Below are 15,084 nucleotides of genomic sequence, written 5' to 3' on the forward strand. Positions count from 1 at the left end.
GCTCATCGCCATCCAAGATTCAATCGAAGTCGATCGCGTGAAGCATCGTGCCGTTGCGGCGGAGCCATCGCTTGGCATCGTCCGTATCCGGACACAGCCTCCCACACAGCGCCCAGAAGTCGGGCCCGTGATTCATTTCCTGCAGATGTGCCACTTCATGCGCAGCGAGATAGGCGATGACCTTTGGCGGCGCCATGACGATGCGCCAGGAAAAACTCAGCGCCCCGTCGGCTGAGCATGATCCCCAGCGGCTGCGCGTGTCCTTGAGCGAAAGCGACTTTGCCCTCCGGCCGATACGGCCGGTATAGATCGCCACCAATCGGTCGAGATCCTGGCGCGCTTCCTTCTTCAGGAAATCGACGATGCGCCGGGTGAGATGTTCCTCGCCACCGCTGACGCGCAGCACCGGTTCGTCATCGATCACGATCGCTTCCGTGAGCCCACGGATCTTGCCGGTGCGCTCGATGCGGTGGGCAACGCCGCGGATGAGGATGGAACCGCCCTCCTCGATCTGGCTTTCGCCGGAGAAGCGGGCGAGCTTGGTCATTAGCCAGCCCTGGTGCCGTGTAAGGAAGGCATTCACCTCGCGCTCGGGGAGGCCCTGCGGCACCGTCATCTTCAGGGCCCGCCCGCCTGGCTCGATGCGCAGCGTCATGCGCGTCGCGCGCGCGTTTTGCTTGATCGTCAGCGGCAGGGACTTGCCGGCGACCTCGATCTGCCGCGTTGTTGCGGGTGGTGCAGGTTGAATGCGCCGCTTGAAGGAAGGGAACATGCAGGCTTTCTAACCGATTCGCGGGGCTTTCGCCTACTGTTCGCTGGTTGGATGCGTGCCGAGAGTGATCCGGCGTTTCATGTGAAACGCCGGAAGCGGTTTCGTCAGGTTAATGGGCTTCGACAATCGGACCCGAGCCACCATTCTTGCGATCGCGCATGAAGCGGTCGAACTCTTCCTGGTCCTTGGCGCGGCGAAGCTCGCGCACATAGGTGTCGAATTCTTCGCGCATCTCGTCGAGCTTGCGGCGCTCCTCTTCGAGGCGAGCCAGTTCAGCTTCGCGCCAGTCGTCGAAAGCGACGTTGCCGGTACGATGCGTCCAGTTGGAACGGCGGCCGCCGCGCTTGAAAGCCGAGCACATGCCATCCACCGTATCGTTTGCGTCTTTCTTGAACGTCTTGAGCTTTTCGCCAAAGAGAATGTACGCGAGCATGGCCAGGCCGAGCGGCCAGAAGACCACAAAGCCAAGCACCATCAGAGCGATGGTCGCGGGCGTCCAATCCGGACGGATCATTGCAGATTGGTTCATCTTCAGGATTCCTCGCAATCATCCGGGCCGCCCATGCGACCCGATGAAAACGATGTGGGAAGGCGCCCTTGGCTCTGCAAGACGCCTCCCTCCGGAATCCGACAAACCCTTGACTCTACGCGGTCAAAACGACCCAAGAGCCGGGATCAGGCCGACTTTCCGCCCTTGATCAGCTGCTTTACCGGTTTTGCGTGGCGCGCATGCTCGCGGTGGAACGAGACGATGCGCGGCGCGATTTCGCGGCGGAAGCGAGAGCCGTTGAAGACGCCGTAGTGACCGACATCCGGCTGCATGTAGTGCATGCGCATATGATCCGGGATGTTGGTGCAGATGGTCTGCGCCGCCTTCGTCTGGCCAACGCCCGAGATATCGTCGTTCTCGCCTTCGACCGTCAAGAGCGCGACCTTCTTGATCGCGGTCGTGTCGACGCGCTTGCCGCGATGCATCATCTCGCCCTTCGGCAGCGCGTGCTGCATGAACACCACCTGCACGGTCTGCAGGTAGAATTCGGCCGTCAGGTCCATGACCGCGAGATATTCATCATAGAAGTCACGGTGCTTCTCGGCGGCATCGCCGTCGTTTTTCACCAGATGGGCGAAGAACTCCTTGTGGGCGATCAGGTGCCGGTCGAGATTCATCGACATGAAGCCGGAAAGCTGCAGGAAGCCCGGATAGACCATGCGCATGAAACCTGGCTGCGGCCACGGCACCGGCATGATGACATTGTCACGGAACCATTCGATCGAACGTTCTTCCGCCAGCTGGTTGACGCCGGTCGGGTTGATGCGGGTGTCGATCGGGCCGCCCATCAGCGTCATCGTCGCCGGCGACAGCGGATCGTCGGCAGCTTCCATCAGCGCGACGGCGGCAAGCACCGGCACCGCGGGCTGACAAACGCCGATCACATGCGTGTCGGGCCCGAGGAAATGCAGCATCTGGATGACGTAGTCGATGTAGTCATCCAGATCGAAGGTGCCTTCGCTGAGCGGCACCATGCGGGCATCGATCCAGTCGGTGATGTAGATATCGGAATGCGGAAGCAGGGCTTCCACCGTGCCGCGCAACAGCGTCGCATAGTGGCCGGACATCGGCGCGACGATGAGCACCTTCGGATCGGGGGCGCGGCCCTTGGGAAGCGCACGCTCGAAATGAATGAGATTGCAGAATGGCGCCCGCCAGACGATGCGTTCGTAGATCGAAACCGATTGACCATCGACCACAGTCTCGGGAAGACCGAACTCCGGCTTGCCATAACGGCGGGTGGAGCGCTCGAACACTTCGAGACCGGCGGCGGCGGCGCGACCGAAATAAGTGTGCGAGACGGGGTTCATCGGATTGCTGAACGCGAGCCGCATGGCGTCGGCTGCCGTGCGCCACGGCGCCATCATTGCGTGGTTCAGTTCATAGAGCTGGTAGAACATGGGAAGCGTACCCCTTGGTTCAATCAACGACAACGCCGCTCCCGGTCGGACGCAAGCTTGCGATTGTTTGTCTTGGTGTCCGCAATCGCTGCCAGACTACCATTTTTCTTGTGCAGTGCAACAAATATACCCGTCTCGCCTCGATACAAGGCCTGAAGCCAGAATGAATCTGGATTCCTGACGATTTGCAAACGAGCTTGCTCGAAACTGGCCGTTTTCCGCTGTTTTCGTGCATTGAGGCACGCTGCCTGACGTTTTCAGAAAAATCTGGCGCCTCGCCGCAGGAAAATATGGGTACGCTCCCCTGTGGCGATGCAGCAAAGCCGCCATCACTCAGGTGGCCGCCACTTGGATGACTGCCTTCACCAGACCCGTCTTTTCCTCCGCCCATCGCGGCAGATCGGCAACCGCGCCATCGAGCGTGGTGCGGTGGGTGATCAGCGCGTCGATAGGCACAAGGCCGGACGCGATCGACGCGACGACGTGGTCGAAATCCTGCCGGGTCGCGTTGCGGCTGCCGATCAAGGTCATCTCGCGCTTGTGGAACTCCGGATCGGAGAAGCGGATCTCGTCCTTGACGACACTGACGAAGACCAGGGTACCGCCATGGGCGACGTGGGCGAAGGCCGCCTGCATGGAACCACCGTACCCGGTGGCGTCGAAGACGACATCGAAACCGTCGCCATCCGTCGCAGCGGCAATGCGCGCCGCCGCATCAACATCCACGACGATGCCCTTGGCAAAGCCGAGCTTGCGAACTGCAAAGTCCAGCCGCTCGGTACTGGTGTCGGCGAGCACCACGTCATGGCCGGCGATGCGCGAGAAGATCGCCGTGCCAAGTCCGATTGGCCCGGCACCGATAACCAGCGCCCGTGACCCGGCATCCGTCGATGCCCGGCGGACCGCATGGGCACCGATCGCCAGGAACTCAACGGTGGCGGCCGCCTCCGGCGACAGACCCTCCGCCGGATAAAGATTACCCTCCGGCACGACGATCTCCTCGCAGAACGCACCGTCGGTATGGACGCCGAGAACCTTGATGGCCGTGCAGCAGTTCGGTTTGCCCTTTCGGCAGGCGATACAAGCGCCACAGGAGAGATAGGGGTTGACCACGACCGGCGCGCCGGGCGCTATCGTCGTCCCTCGCCCGCCAGAAATCACCGTTGCCGAGATCTCGTGGCCCATGACCCGCGGATATTCGAGGAACGGATGTTTGCCGGCGAAGATATGGTAGTCCGTGCCGCAGATGCCGACATGGCTGACGGCAAGGCGGACCCAACCGTCCGGCACGGTTTCGATTGGTGTGCGATCGACGACCTCCAGCCGACCGGGTTGTGGGCAGAGCACGGCTTTCATGGCAATTCTCTCGAGTACGGCGGCGCCTAGCGGGCGCTGCGGCGACGCAATTGGTCGAAATAGACGATGACGATGATCAGCGCGCCGGTGATGATGCGCTGCCAGAACGAGTTGACGTTCAACAGGTTGGCGCCGTTGTTGATCGTTGCGAGGATGAAGGCGCCTAGCAGCGGCCCGTGCACCGAGCCGACGGCCCCAAAGAGGCTGGTGCCGCCGATGACCGACGAGGCGATCGCCTGCAGTTCCCAACCCTCGGCCTGGGTGGCGTTGCCGATGCCGATGCGCGAGGCAAGCAGCAGGCCAACGAAGGCGGCGCAGGTCGACGACAGGATGTAGGCGAGATAGATCGTGCGGTGGACGTTGACGCCGGAGAGACGGGCGGCCTCACTGTTGGAGCCGACGGCGAAGAGATAGCGGCCGAACCGGCTCAAATGCAGGAAGACATAGGCCGGGATCGCCACCACGATCACCATCCAGAACAGGCTGGGAACGCCCAGGAAATCCGCCCGCGAAAAATTGGTGAAGGCCTCATTGGTGATCGAAATAGTCGAGCCATTGGTGATCAAGAGGCCGATACCGCGGAGCGAGGTCAGGGTCGCCAGCGTGATGATGAAGGGCGGCAGGCCCATGCGCACGATGCCGAAGGCGTGGAATGCGCCGATCAGGACACCGAAGGCGAGCGTGAGGATGATGGCGATCCAGAGCGGCACGCCGGCGGCCAGCAGCCAGGCGACGATAACGCTGGTGAAGCCGACCACGGCACCGACCGAAAGGTCGATGCCGGCGGTGATGATGACGAAGGTCTGGCCAACCGCAAGGATCGCCGTCATCGCCCCCTGGCGCAGCAGGTTGCTGATGTTGTTGGGCGTCCAGAAACTGTTGGTCGCGAAGCCCAACAGCAGCCAGAGGAACAGAAGCAACCCCAGGAGGGTAAGGCCGAACAGAATGCTCACGCCCTTGCGTGGTGCCGCGCTGGCGCCGCTCTCCACCGTTTCCGCACTCATCGTCTTCCTCCCTGCATCCTCAAGTTTGTTTTTATCGGTTCAAACGCCAATTGCCTGCGTCAGCACTTCCTCATGGCTCGCGGCGCGATAGTCGTGGCTGGCGACCAGCCGCCCGCGCCGGAACACGTGCAGCCGGTCCGCCAGTTCGTAGACCTCGGGCAGATAGGACGAGATCAGGATGATGCCCGCCCCGTTCTCCAGAAGCCGCGCGAACAGGCGATAGATTTCCGCCTTGGTTCCGACATCGACGCCGACCGTCGGCTCGTCGAAGATGAAAAGCTTGGCGCCGTGGCTCAGCCACTTGCCGATGACGATCTTCTGCTGGTTGCCGCCGGACATGGCGGAGGCCAGCACCCGGCGTGACGGCGTCTTGATCTTCAGGTCGCGAATCTGGCGGTCGGCGTTTTCCCGTTCCTGCTGGCCATTGATCGTCAGACCGCGTGTCAGCCGGTTGAAAACCGGCAGATTGATGTTGAGGCCGATCGGCAGGTTGAGGCAGAGGCCCTGGTCGCGCCGGCTTTCCGGCGCAAGCGCAATGCCGAGGTCCATGGCCTTACGCTCGCTGGCGATCTCAACCTTGCGGCCCTGCCAGTAGATCTCTCCAGCCGTTGGTCGGTGCCGGCCATAGAGGCCGAGCGCAAACTCGCTGCGTCCCGCGCCGATCAGCCCATAGAGGCCGACGATCTCGCCGGCGCGCACCGTCAGCGATACATCCTGGAAACCGGGACCGCTCAAGTTGCGCGTCTCGACGATCATCTCGCCGGGCGGAAAATGCTCCTTGTGATAGATCTGCTCGATCGTGCGGTTGATCATCAGCGCGATCAGTTCCGCCTCATTGGTCTCGCCGATCTTGCGGGTGCCGACATGGGTGCCGTCACGCAGCACCGAGACACGGTCGGCAAGCTCGAACACTTCCTCCATGCGATGGCTGATATAGACGATCGTCACGCCTTCGGCCTGCAGCCTTCGGATCAACCGGAAGAGCTGTGCCGATTCCTGGCGGGTGAGATAGGCGGTCGGCTCATCGAAGATCAGAAACTGCGTGCCGCGCATGGCCGCGCGTGCCGTGGCGACAAGCTGCTGCTGGCCGATCGTCAGGCTACCAAGCACGGCACCGGCCGGCAGGTTAAAGCCGAGATCATCCAGCACGCTTTGTGCCGCATCGGTCATGGCGCGCTTGCGCATCAGGCCGTTGCGATTGATCTCGTCGCCGAGAAACATATTGGCCGCGACCGACAGGTGCGCGCAAAGTACGACCTCCTGGTGCACGGCATTGATACCGCGCTCAATCGCCTCCTGCGGCGTGCCAAGCTGAACGGGTTTTCCGCACCAGAAGATTTCACCGGACGTGCGCTTGATGACGCCGGTCAGAAGCTTGATCAGCGTCGACTTGCCGGCCCCGTTCTCACCGACGATCGCGTGAACTTCACCGGAAAGAAAGGTCAGCGACGCCGGCTTCAAGGCTTCGACGGCACCATACTTCTTCTGCAGGGCGCGCAGCTCCAGGATAGGCTCGCCTTTCGGAACCGGATGGCGTGTCGCCACATGCAGTCCTTCGGTCCTCCCGTCGCGTGCCTCTTGCAAATCGGTCATCTGCGCATTCCTCCCATCGCAGAGATCGCTTGCGGCCGGTCCTCGTTCCGGCCGCAAGCGGGTGCGGCGGGCTCAACGCCCACCGCAGCCGTCGTCACTTGACCTTCGGGTTCAAGAGAGCGTCGATCTTCGGCTCGGCCATGTTGGCCTTGGTCACCAGATTGGCGCCGGTATCGACATTCGCCTCGACCTTCTCCTTCTTCGAGACCGCGAGCGCCGTCTTCACGCCATCATAACCCATGCGATAGGGATCCTGAACGACGAGACCGGCCAGAACGCCTTCCTTGAGGAAGCCGACCGTCTTGTCGTCGCTGTCGAAGCCGATCACCTTGATCTTGTCGCCGAGCTTGTTTTCGGCAATTGCCTGGCCGACACCCTGAGCCATGATCAGGTTGGACGCGAAGACGCCGACAAGGTTGGGATTGGCGGTGATCAGGTCGGTCATGATGTTGAGGCCGGTGGTCGCCTGGCCGTCGGCATATTTGTCGACGACGACCTTGAAGCCCGGATACTTGGTCTTGACCTGATCGAGGAAGCCTTCGCGGCGCTGGTCGAGCGAGCCGACGCCCGGAAGGCTGGTGATGATGGCGATCTCACCCTCTTCCTTGCCGCTCATTTCCTTGACCGCCGCAGCGAGACCATCGGCAGCAATGCGGCCGCCCTGGACGTTGTCGGTGGTGAGGAACGACGAGAAGGCCTTGGAGTCGGCACCGGAGTCGATGCCGATGATCGGAACGGCCTTTGCCGCCTCATCGATCGGCTTGCCGAGCGCCTTGAATTCCGTCGGCGAAATGACGACGGCAGCCGGCGCGCCCGCAACCGCGTTCTCGAGAATGCTGATCTGGCCGTTGATATCGGATTCGGATTGGGCGCCGAGCTCCGGCACGTTGACGCCGAGATCCTTGCCGGCGGCGCGGGCGCCGGCGAGCACGATCTGCCAGTAGAAGGACGTGGTATCCTTGACGATGATCGGGATCGTTACGTCCTGTGCGAAGGAGGCGACCGGCGACATGCCGGCGATCATCGCGGCGCCGGCCAAGGCGGTAAAGGCGCGACGGGTAAGGCTGCTTTTCAGAATGCTCATCCCAGGTTTCTCCTCTTGGTGCACCGTGTTCCACTTCTTGGAGATCGATCGCAGGTGCTGGCTTATCGACCTTTTATCGATAAAAAACATATTGGAATGCTAATACGACAATCCCGGCTTGGCAAGCTGCCGGAACAGCATTTCAGACGGCGCTTTAGTGCCGTCCGTTAAACCCGAACCGGCTCGTCCCCGAGCTCCGGTGCGACCAGTGTGAACGGCTCGAAGGCGGCGAAATCGGCGGCGGAAAACCGGTGCTCGACGAGCGCCATGTTCCGCGCCAGGCTCTGCGGCTTGGCGGTGCCGAGCAGCACCGAGGCGACCTGCGGACTGGCGAGCGGAAACTGCATGGCGGGTGCGGCAAGCGGCACGTTCATGCCGCGGGCGACCGCGTCCATGGCACCGACCTTTTGCCGGATATCTTCCGTTGCCGGCATGTAGTCGAAATGCGCGCCTTCGACCGGTCCCGTCGCCAGGATGCCCGAATTGAAGACCCCGCCGACGACGAGCGAAGTCTGCTTCTTCTCGCAGAGCGGCAGCAGTTCGGCGACAGCCGACCGGTCGAGCAAGGTGTAACGCCCGGCGAGCAGGATGCAGTCGAGATCGGCATGACGCAGGACGTCGAGACAGACCGGCACCTCGTTGACGCCAAGACCATAGGCCGCAATCGTTCCCGAGGATTTCAGCTCCTCCAACGCCTTGAGGCCGCCCTCCAGCAACTGCCGCAGATAGATCGCATTGCGGGCGGCGCCATGGGTATAGACGCCGATATCATGCACATAGAGGATATCGATGCGGTTGAGCCCGAGCCTGGCGTAGCTGAACTCGACCGAGCGCATGATGCCGTCATAGCTGTAGTCGTAGGTGACGTCGAAATTGAGCGGCTTCACATAGGAATAGTCCGGCACCTTGTCTTGCGGCACCGGATGCAGGAGACGGCCGACCTTGGTGGAGAGCACGAACTGGTCGCGCGGCTTATCGCGCAGGAAGTCGCCGACGCGGCGCTCGGCAAGGCCGAGGCCGTAGAACGGCGCAACGTCGAAGTAGCGCATGCCCGACTGCCAGGCAGCGTCCAGGGTCGCCATCGCCGACTCGCGGGTGCATTCGCGGTAGAGGCCGCCGAGACCGGCGGCGCCGAAGCTAAACTCGGTCACCGATAGGTCGGTTCGACCGATCCGTCTCGTCTGCATTTCCCCGTTTCCTCCTCCCAGGATGCCTTACGTACTTAGAGCGTTGCGCCCAGATGCCAGGGCACGAACTCATTATCGCCGTAGCCGAAAAGCTCGCTCTTGGTCTTGCGGCCCGAAGCGGTCTCGATGATCAGATCGAAGATCTCGCGGCCAAGCCCGGCAATGCTCGCCTCCCCCGAAGCGATCACGCCGCAATCGATATCCATGTCCTCTTCCATCGCCCGGTAGAGCGCCGTGTTGCTGGTAAGCTTGATCGACGGCGCGGGCCGACAGCCGAAACAGCTGCCGCGACCGGTGGTAAAGGCAATGACATTGGCGCCGCCGGCGACCTGGCCAGTGGCCGATACCGGGTCGTAGCCAGGTGTATCCATGAAGACGAGCCCGTGCTCGGTGACGCGTTCGGCATAACGGTAGACCGCGTTCAGCGGCGAGCGGCCGCCCTTGGCGACGGCGCCGAGCGATTTTTCGAGGATCGTGGTCAGGCCACCACGTTTGTTGCCCGGCGAAGGATTGTTGTCGAGCGAGGCGCCATGCATCGCCACATAGCTCTCCCACCAGGCAATCAGCCCATCAAGTTTCAGCGCCACTGCTTCGTTGACTGCACGGCTGCGCAACAGGTGCTCGGCGCCATAGATTTCCGAAGTCTCGGAGAGGATCGCCGTGCCGCCGGCCGCGGCAAGGATATCGACCGCAGCACCCAGCGCCGGATTTGCGGTGATGCCCGAAAGCCCATCTGAACCGCCACATTGCAAACCGACGATGATCTCGCTGACCGGGATCGCAATACGGCGTTCCTTGCCGACTTCGGCCGCGATTTCCTCGAGAATCCCCAGCGCCTTTTCAACGGAACGACGCGAGCCGCCGGCTTCCTGGATGTTGAAATGACGTTTCTCCGCGCCGGCGCCGCTCTGACCATAGAGCGTCAACTGGTTGACCTCGCAGCCGAGGCCGACCATCAGAACGCCGCCGAAATTGACATGGCGGGCGTAGCCGGCGAGCGTGCGGTGCAGATTGGCCATGCCGTCGCCGGTCGAGGACATGCCACAGCCCTGATCGTGCACGATCGGCACGAAACCGTCGATACCCTCATATCTCGGGAGAATGCGCCTGTTCGCCTCCTCGGCGATGGCGCGACAGACCGTGGTGGAACAGTTCACGCTGGCGACGACACCGATGTAGTTGCGCGTCGCTGCCCGGCCATCACCTCTTCGATAGCCCATGAAGGTGCGGGCCTTGTCGGCATCGCTTGCCGCTTCCGGCACCCCCTGTGGGCTGATCGCCAAGCGATCCTTGTCGAAGGCGAGGTTGTGGGAGTGCACGTGGTCGCCCGGCGCGATATCGGCGGTCGCCCGGCCGATCGCCTGGGCGTATTTCACGACCGGCTCGCCGGCGCGGATCGGGCGGATCGCGATCTTGTGGCCGGCATCGACTTTCGCTGCTGCATGAACATTGTTCGGCAGGGCGTCGCCAGCGGCAATCGCCAGCGTCGCCACGACGACATTGTCCTCCGGTGCGAGCAGGATGGTGGACGGCGCAGACACCCGGTTTCTCCCAAATGATTTTCGTTCTGTCTTTTATCTACAATAGACAGATAGCCGTCAATGGGTATTATAGCGAAAACATCGGCGGCACGGCCGAGACCCCCCGGAGCGACTTGAGAGGAACAGATGTGGATGACAGACGCAGACAAAACCGGAGCGACGGGATAGAGGAGCCTTCCGCGTAAGCGCAGAAAACTTCGAACGATCCGGACGTCGCCCATGGCAAAGCAGAACACCGTCTTCAAGGATGCCTATAACCGCTGCCTGAAGTTGCTGGCGGACACATCCTCGCTGCCCTCCGAGCCAGAACTCGGACAGATGCTCGGCGTCAGCCGGACGACGGTGCGCGCGATCCTCAGCCGCTTCGAGGAACTGCAGCTGATTGCCTGGGACAAGCGCAAAAAGAGCGTGCTGCGACAACCCCGGCCCGACGATTATTTTCCGACGGAAGAGACGGATTCACTCGCCGAGATCATCGAGCGCAGCTTCATGCGCCGGATTCTCGCCGGCGGCGCCGAACCGGGCATGCAGATCAACGAACTGGAACTGGCGCGCGACATTGGAACCGGCACGACCAGCGTGCGTGAATTCCTGATCCGCTTCAGCCGCTTCGGCCTGATCGAGAAGCGGCCGAACAGCCATTGGATCCTCAAGGGTTTCACCCGCGAATTCGCGCTGGAACTGACGGAAGTGCGCGAGATGTTCGAACTGCGCTCGGCCGCGCGCTTCGTCTCTTTGCCCGACAACCATCCGGCCTGGGAAGAGCTTCGGGAGATCGAGGCTCTGCACCGGGACATCCTAGCCGACATCGACAATCGCTACCGGGAGTTCTCCGAGCTCGACGAGCAGTTTCACCTGCTGGTGCACAAGGCATCGAGCAACCGGTTCATCGTCGATTTCTACGACATCATCGCGATCGTCTTCCACTATCACTACCAGTGGAACAAGACGAATGCCCGCCAGCGCAACGCCCGCGCGCTCGAAGAACACCTCGCCTATATCGAAGCACTGCGTTCGCACGACCCGGCCAAGGCGGAACAGGCCTGCCGGCGACACCTTCAGTCCGCTCGCGAAACCCTTCTCCAATCCATTCCATAGCCAGCTATCGGAGCCTATGCATGCCGACGCCGATCGTGCAATTCGGGACAAGCCGCTTTCTTCAGGCGCATGCCGGTCTCTTCATCAGCGAAGCGTTGACGAAGGGGGAAGCGCCCGGTCCGATCACCATCGTGCAAACGACAGGGTCGAGCGAACGGTCTGGACGCCTTGCAGCCCTTGCCCGGCCGGAAGGCTTTCCCGTCATCATCCGTGGCATCCAGGAAGGCGAGACGATCGACGCGACGCAGCAAGTGACAAGCGTGGCGCGCGCGCTTTCGACCGCTCAAAACTGGGGCGAGATCCGGGCGATTATCGCCGAGGAAGCCGAAATCCTGATCTCCAACACCGGCGATACGGGTTACCAGGTCGGCGACAACGACCTGATAACCGACATTCCGCTTTCCTTTCCGGGTAAGCTGCTCCTGCTCTTGAAGGCGCGTTTCGACGCGGCGCGACGCACGCTGACGATTCTTCCTTGCGAGCTCGTGTCGCGCAACGGCGACGTGTTGAAGGCGCTGATGCTGCGGCTCGCGGCGGAGCGGATGGGAAACAGCGCCTTTATCGACTGGCTGGACAAGGATGTCGTCTGGGCCAACACGCTGGTCGACCGCATCGTCTCCGAGCCGCTCGAGCCTGCCGGTGCAATTGCCGAACCTTATGCGCTCTGGGCGATCGAAAACCAGTCCGGCCTGCGGCTCCCTTGCATCCATCCGTGCGTGAAGCTCGTGGATGACCTGACGCCTTACGAGAAGCTGAAGCTTCACATTCTCAATCTCGGCCACACGGTACTCGCAGAGCTCTGGCTTAGGCAAGGTCGCGACCAGAACGAGACCGTTCGGGAAATCCTGGCCGACCCCGGCATTGCCGCGCACTTGGACAAAATCTACCAATCCGAAGTGATGCCCGCCTTTGCCGCAAAAGGCCTGGAGAGCGAAGCGGCAGACTACGTGACCGCGACGCTGGAACGCTTCAGAAACCCGTTCCTCAACCACCGCCTAGGCGATATCGCCAATCATCATCGCGAAAAGATCGAACGGCGGATCGTCGATTTGCGGCGTTGGAGCCCCGGCGTAGCCATGCCCGAGCTCCAGGCAATCTGCGATCAGTAGCCGGATTCCTGCTTTTTCGGAACCGACGTCGCCTCACCGAGAAACTCCTGGCGTAATGCCGTCGTCTCGCGCACGAGCGAGGTGACATCCGTGCCGATCGCCATGAAATCGGCGCCCATCTCGCGATAGTCTCGCGCCTGCTCGAGATCGAGCGTCATGATGCCCCGCGCCTTGCCGGCCCTCTTGATGCGCTCGAACGCGTCGGCGATCGCCGCGCGCACCTCCGGATGACCCGGCTTGCCGAGGTAACCCATGTCGGCGGCCAGATCGGAGGGGCCGATGAAGAGGCCGTCGACGCCATCGAGCGCGGCAATCTCGTCGATGGCGGCAAGACCTGCGCGGCTCTCGATCTGCAGGATCAGGCAGATTTCGTCGCCGGCGGTCTGAAGATAGTCGCCGATGCGGCCGAACTCCGAGGCCCGCCCGAGGGCGGCGCCGACGCCGCGAATACCATGGGGCGGATAGCGGGTGGCGCGCACCAACTGCTGCGCCTGCGCCAGGCTCTCGACCATCGGGATCAGGAGGGTCTGCACGCCGGTATCGAGGATCTGCTTGATCAACACGGTATCGCCCACCGGCAGGCGAACCATCGGGTGGCTCGCCGATGCGGAGACGGCACGAAACTGCGCCGACAGCAGCGGGATATCGTTCGGCGCATGTTCGCCGTCGATGAGCAGCCAGTCATAGCCGCTGCCGGACACCACTTCGGCCGCATAGGGGCTGGCTAGCGCCACCCAGAGCCCAAGCTGGAAGCGGTTTTCGCGCAGGGCTGCTTTGAAAGGGTTCTTCGGTGCCGGCATGGGTCGTCTCCTCCTGCTATGCGACGGGACGAGCGATGCCTCAATCCCGCAATCACGAGATTTCTACCGGCAAAGAAAAAAACCGGCCAGAACTTTCCGGCCGGTTTTTCAGATTGGGTACCGTATCTTACGCAACGCCGCCGAGGCAGACGTATTTGATCTCGGTGAACTCCTCGATGCCGTAGCGCGAGCCCTCGCGGCCAAGTCCGGAAAGCTTGACGCCGCCGAACGGCGCTTCCGCCGTCGAGATCAGGCCGGTGTTGACGCCGACCATGCCGTATTCCAGCGCTTCGGCGACCCGGAACACCCGCGCCAGGTCCTTGGCGTAGAAATAGGAGGCAAGGCCGAATTCGGTGTCGTTTGCCTGTTCGACCACGTCCGCCTCGTCGGTGAAGCGGAAGAGCGGGGCGACCGGCCCGAAGGTTTCCTCACGGGCAACCGCCATCGCCTGGGTGACGTCGGCCAGAACCGTCGCCTCATAGAAGGTGCCGCCGAGCGTGTGGCGCTTGCCGCCCTGGATGACGCGTGCGCCCTTCGACGTCGCATCGGCGATGTGCTCCTCGACCTTTTCCAGCGCCGCCTTGTCGATCAGCGGGCCAAGGATCACGCCTTCGTCGAGACCGTTGCCGATCTTCAGCTTGGCGACCGCCTTGGCGAGCTTGTCGGAGAAGGCATCATAGACCTTGTCCTGAACATAGATGCGGTTGGCGCACACGCAGGTCTGGCCGTTGTTGCGGAACTTGGCGATCAGCGCGCCTTCGACTGCGGCATCGAGATCGGCATCGTCGAAGACGATGAACGGCGCATTGCCGCCGAGTTCCAGCCCGAGCTTCTTGATGGTGGCGGCACTCTGGCGATAGAGTTCGGCCCCCACCTCCGTCGAGCCGGTGAAGGTGAGCTTGCGCACGACCGGGTTCGAGGTCATCTCGGCGCCGATCTCGCGGGCAGAACCGGTGATGACGCTGAACAGGCCCTTCGGCAGGCCTGCACGCTCGGCAAGGATCGCAATGGCGATCGCCGAGAACGGCGTCTGGGCAGCCGGCTTCAACACCATGGCGCAGCCGGCAGCAAAGGCCGGGCCGGCCTTGCGGGTGATCATCGCATTGGGGAAGTTCCAGGGCGTGATCGCCGCAACGACGCCGATCGGCTGCTTCATGACCAGGATGCGCTTGTCGGGCTGGTGGCCGGGGATCAGGTCGCCATAGATGCGGCGCGCCTCTTCGGCAAACCACTCGACGAAGCTTGCACCGTAGACGATCTCGCCGGTCGCTTCCGCCAGCGGCTTGCCCTGCTCCAGCGTCAGGATGCGGCCGAGATCGTCCTTGTTCTCGATCATCAGCTCGAACCACTTGCGCAGCACGCCGGCGCGGTCCTTGGCCGTGCGCGCTGCCCAGGTCTTCTGGGCCACGCGCGCGGCCTCGATCGCAGCCCTGGTTTCCTTGGCGCCGAGCTTCGGCACCCGGCCGATGATCTCGCCCGTCGCCGGGTTGTTCACCTCGATCGCGTTTGCCGCGTCCGCCTCGATCCACGCGCCGCCAACGAGGGCTGCCTGGCGAAACAATGATGGGTCTTTAAACGACATGATCCGTC

13 protein-coding genes are annotated in these 15,084 nt (G+C 62.5%); 2 read left to right on the forward strand and 11 right to left on the reverse strand.

The window, feature by feature from the left end:
• Positions 1-19: 19 nt before the first annotated feature.
• The 9 genes from IB279_RS24420 to IB279_RS24460 form a co-directional block, all read right to left on the reverse strand.
• Positions 20-772: a M48 family metallopeptidase gene (locus IB279_RS24420; RefSeq protein WP_034801660.1), complete on the reverse strand. Its 753-nt coding sequence runs from the start codon at positions 770-772 to the stop codon at positions 20-22.
• A gap of 109 nt (positions 773-881) precedes the next feature.
• A complete protein-coding gene (locus tag IB279_RS24425; RefSeq protein ID WP_034801651.1) occupies positions 882-1,301 on the reverse strand; it encodes a DUF2852 domain-containing protein in 420 nt (139 codons plus the stop codon).
• A 146-nt stretch (positions 1,302-1,447) separates the two neighbouring features.
• Positions 1,448-2,722: a polyhydroxyalkanoate depolymerase gene (phaZ, locus tag IB279_RS24430; RefSeq protein WP_090295152.1), complete on the reverse strand. Its 1,275-nt coding sequence runs from the start codon at positions 2,720-2,722 to the stop codon at positions 1,448-1,450.
• A gap of 333 nt (positions 2,723-3,055) precedes the next feature.
• Positions 3,056-4,078: a zinc-binding alcohol dehydrogenase family protein gene (locus tag IB279_RS24435; RefSeq protein ID WP_192339887.1), complete on the reverse strand. Its 1,023-nt coding sequence runs from the start codon at positions 4,076-4,078 to the stop codon at positions 3,056-3,058.
• 26 nt (positions 4,079-4,104) lie between these two features.
• A complete protein-coding gene (locus IB279_RS24440) occupies positions 4,105-5,082 on the reverse strand; it encodes an ABC transporter permease (RefSeq protein WP_034801644.1) in 978 nt (325 codons plus the stop codon).
• Positions 5,083-5,121: 39 nt separating this feature from the next.
• Positions 5,122-6,675: a sugar ABC transporter ATP-binding protein gene (locus IB279_RS24445; RefSeq protein ID WP_034801642.1), complete on the reverse strand. Its 1,554-nt coding sequence runs from the start codon at positions 6,673-6,675 to the stop codon at positions 5,122-5,124.
• A 94-nt stretch (positions 6,676-6,769) separates the two neighbouring features.
• Positions 6,770-7,759, reverse strand: coding sequence for an ABC transporter substrate-binding protein (locus IB279_RS24450; protein WP_034801640.1), 990 nt, complete (start codon positions 7,757-7,759; stop codon positions 6,770-6,772).
• Between the two features lie 167 nt (positions 7,760-7,926).
• Positions 7,927-8,946: an aldo/keto reductase gene (locus IB279_RS24455; RefSeq protein ID WP_112772875.1), complete on the reverse strand. Its 1,020-nt coding sequence runs from the start codon at positions 8,944-8,946 to the stop codon at positions 7,927-7,929.
• Between the two features lie 35 nt (positions 8,947-8,981).
• Positions 8,982-10,487 (reverse strand): UxaA family hydrolase, encoded by a 1,506-nt coding sequence (locus IB279_RS24460; RefSeq protein ID WP_112772874.1) that lies wholly within the window; start codon positions 10,485-10,487, stop codon positions 8,982-8,984.
• Between the two features lie 219 nt (positions 10,488-10,706).
• On the opposite strand from IB279_RS24460, the gene IB279_RS24465 reads away from it, so the two are divergent.
• Both IB279_RS24465 and IB279_RS24470 read left to right on the forward strand, forming a co-directional pair.
• Entirely contained in the window at positions 10,707-11,585 is an 879-nt protein-coding gene (locus IB279_RS24465; RefSeq protein WP_060608961.1) for a GntR family transcriptional regulator, read from the forward strand.
• 20 nt (positions 11,586-11,605) lie between these two features.
• On the forward strand, positions 11,606-12,694 hold the full coding sequence (locus tag IB279_RS24470; protein ID WP_192339889.1) for a mannitol dehydrogenase family protein: 1,089 nt from the start codon (positions 11,606-11,608) through the stop codon (positions 12,692-12,694).
• On the opposite strand, the gene IB279_RS24475 is transcribed toward IB279_RS24470, so the two are convergent.
• Together IB279_RS24475 and gabD are read right to left on the reverse strand one after the other, a co-directional pair.
• The gene (locus IB279_RS24475) at positions 12,688-13,494 is read right to left on the reverse strand and encodes an aldolase/citrate lyase family protein (RefSeq protein WP_112772872.1); all 807 of its coding nucleotides are present in this window, start codon (positions 13,492-13,494) and stop codon (positions 12,688-12,690) included. The genes IB279_RS24470 and IB279_RS24475 overlap by 7 nt on opposite strands.
• 127 nt (positions 13,495-13,621) lie before the next feature.
• A complete protein-coding gene (gabD, locus tag IB279_RS24480) occupies positions 13,622-15,076 on the reverse strand; it encodes an NADP-dependent succinate-semialdehyde dehydrogenase (protein WP_064817012.1) in 1,455 nt (484 codons plus the stop codon).
• Positions 15,077-15,084 lie beyond the last annotated feature (8 nt).

The organism is Ensifer sp. ENS06 (assembly GCF_014852205.1).
Lineage (GTDB): Bacteria > Pseudomonadota > Alphaproteobacteria > Rhizobiales > Rhizobiaceae > Ensifer > Ensifer adhaerens.

What these genes read in the sequence shown, in the direction of transcription:
- IB279_RS24420 (WP_034801660.1), bottom strand. Translation starts at nt 772, where the DNA reads ATGTTCCCTTCCTTCAAGCGGCGCATTCAACCTGCACCACCCGCAACA.
- IB279_RS24425 (WP_034801651.1), bottom strand. Translation starts at nt 1,301, where the DNA reads ATGAACCAATCTGCAATGATCCGTCCGGATTGGACGCCCGCGACCATC.
- phaZ (WP_090295152.1), bottom strand. Translation starts at nt 2,722, where the DNA reads ATGTTCTACCAGCTCTATGAACTGAACCACGCAATGATGGCGCCGTGG.
- IB279_RS24435 (WP_192339887.1), bottom strand. Translation starts at nt 4,078, where the DNA reads ATGAAAGCCGTGCTCTGCCCACAACCCGGTCGGCTGGAGGTCGTCGAT.
- IB279_RS24440 (WP_034801644.1), bottom strand. Translation starts at nt 5,082, where the DNA reads ATGAGTGCGGAAACGGTGGAGAGCGGCGCCAGCGCGGCACCACGCAAG.
- IB279_RS24445 (WP_034801642.1), bottom strand. Translation starts at nt 6,675, where the DNA reads ATGACCGATTTGCAAGAGGCACGCGACGGGAGGACCGAAGGACTGCAT.
- IB279_RS24450 (WP_034801640.1), bottom strand. Translation starts at nt 7,759, where the DNA reads ATGAGCATTCTGAAAAGCAGCCTTACCCGTCGCGCCTTTACCGCCTTG.
- IB279_RS24455 (WP_112772875.1), bottom strand. Translation starts at nt 8,946, where the DNA reads ATGCAGACGAGACGGATCGGTCGAACCGACCTATCGGTGACCGAGTTT.
- IB279_RS24465 (WP_060608961.1), top strand. Translation starts at nt 10,707, where the DNA reads ATGGCAAAGCAGAACACCGTCTTCAAGGATGCCTATAACCGCTGCCTG.
- IB279_RS24470 (WP_192339889.1), top strand. Translation starts at nt 11,606, where the DNA reads ATGCCGACGCCGATCGTGCAATTCGGGACAAGCCGCTTTCTTCAGGCG.
- IB279_RS24475 (WP_112772872.1), bottom strand. Translation starts at nt 13,494, where the DNA reads ATGCCGGCACCGAAGAACCCTTTCAAAGCAGCCCTGCGCGAAAACCGC.
- gabD (WP_064817012.1), bottom strand. Translation starts at nt 15,076, where the DNA reads ATGTCGTTTAAAGACCCATCATTGTTTCGCCAGGCAGCCCTCGTTGGC.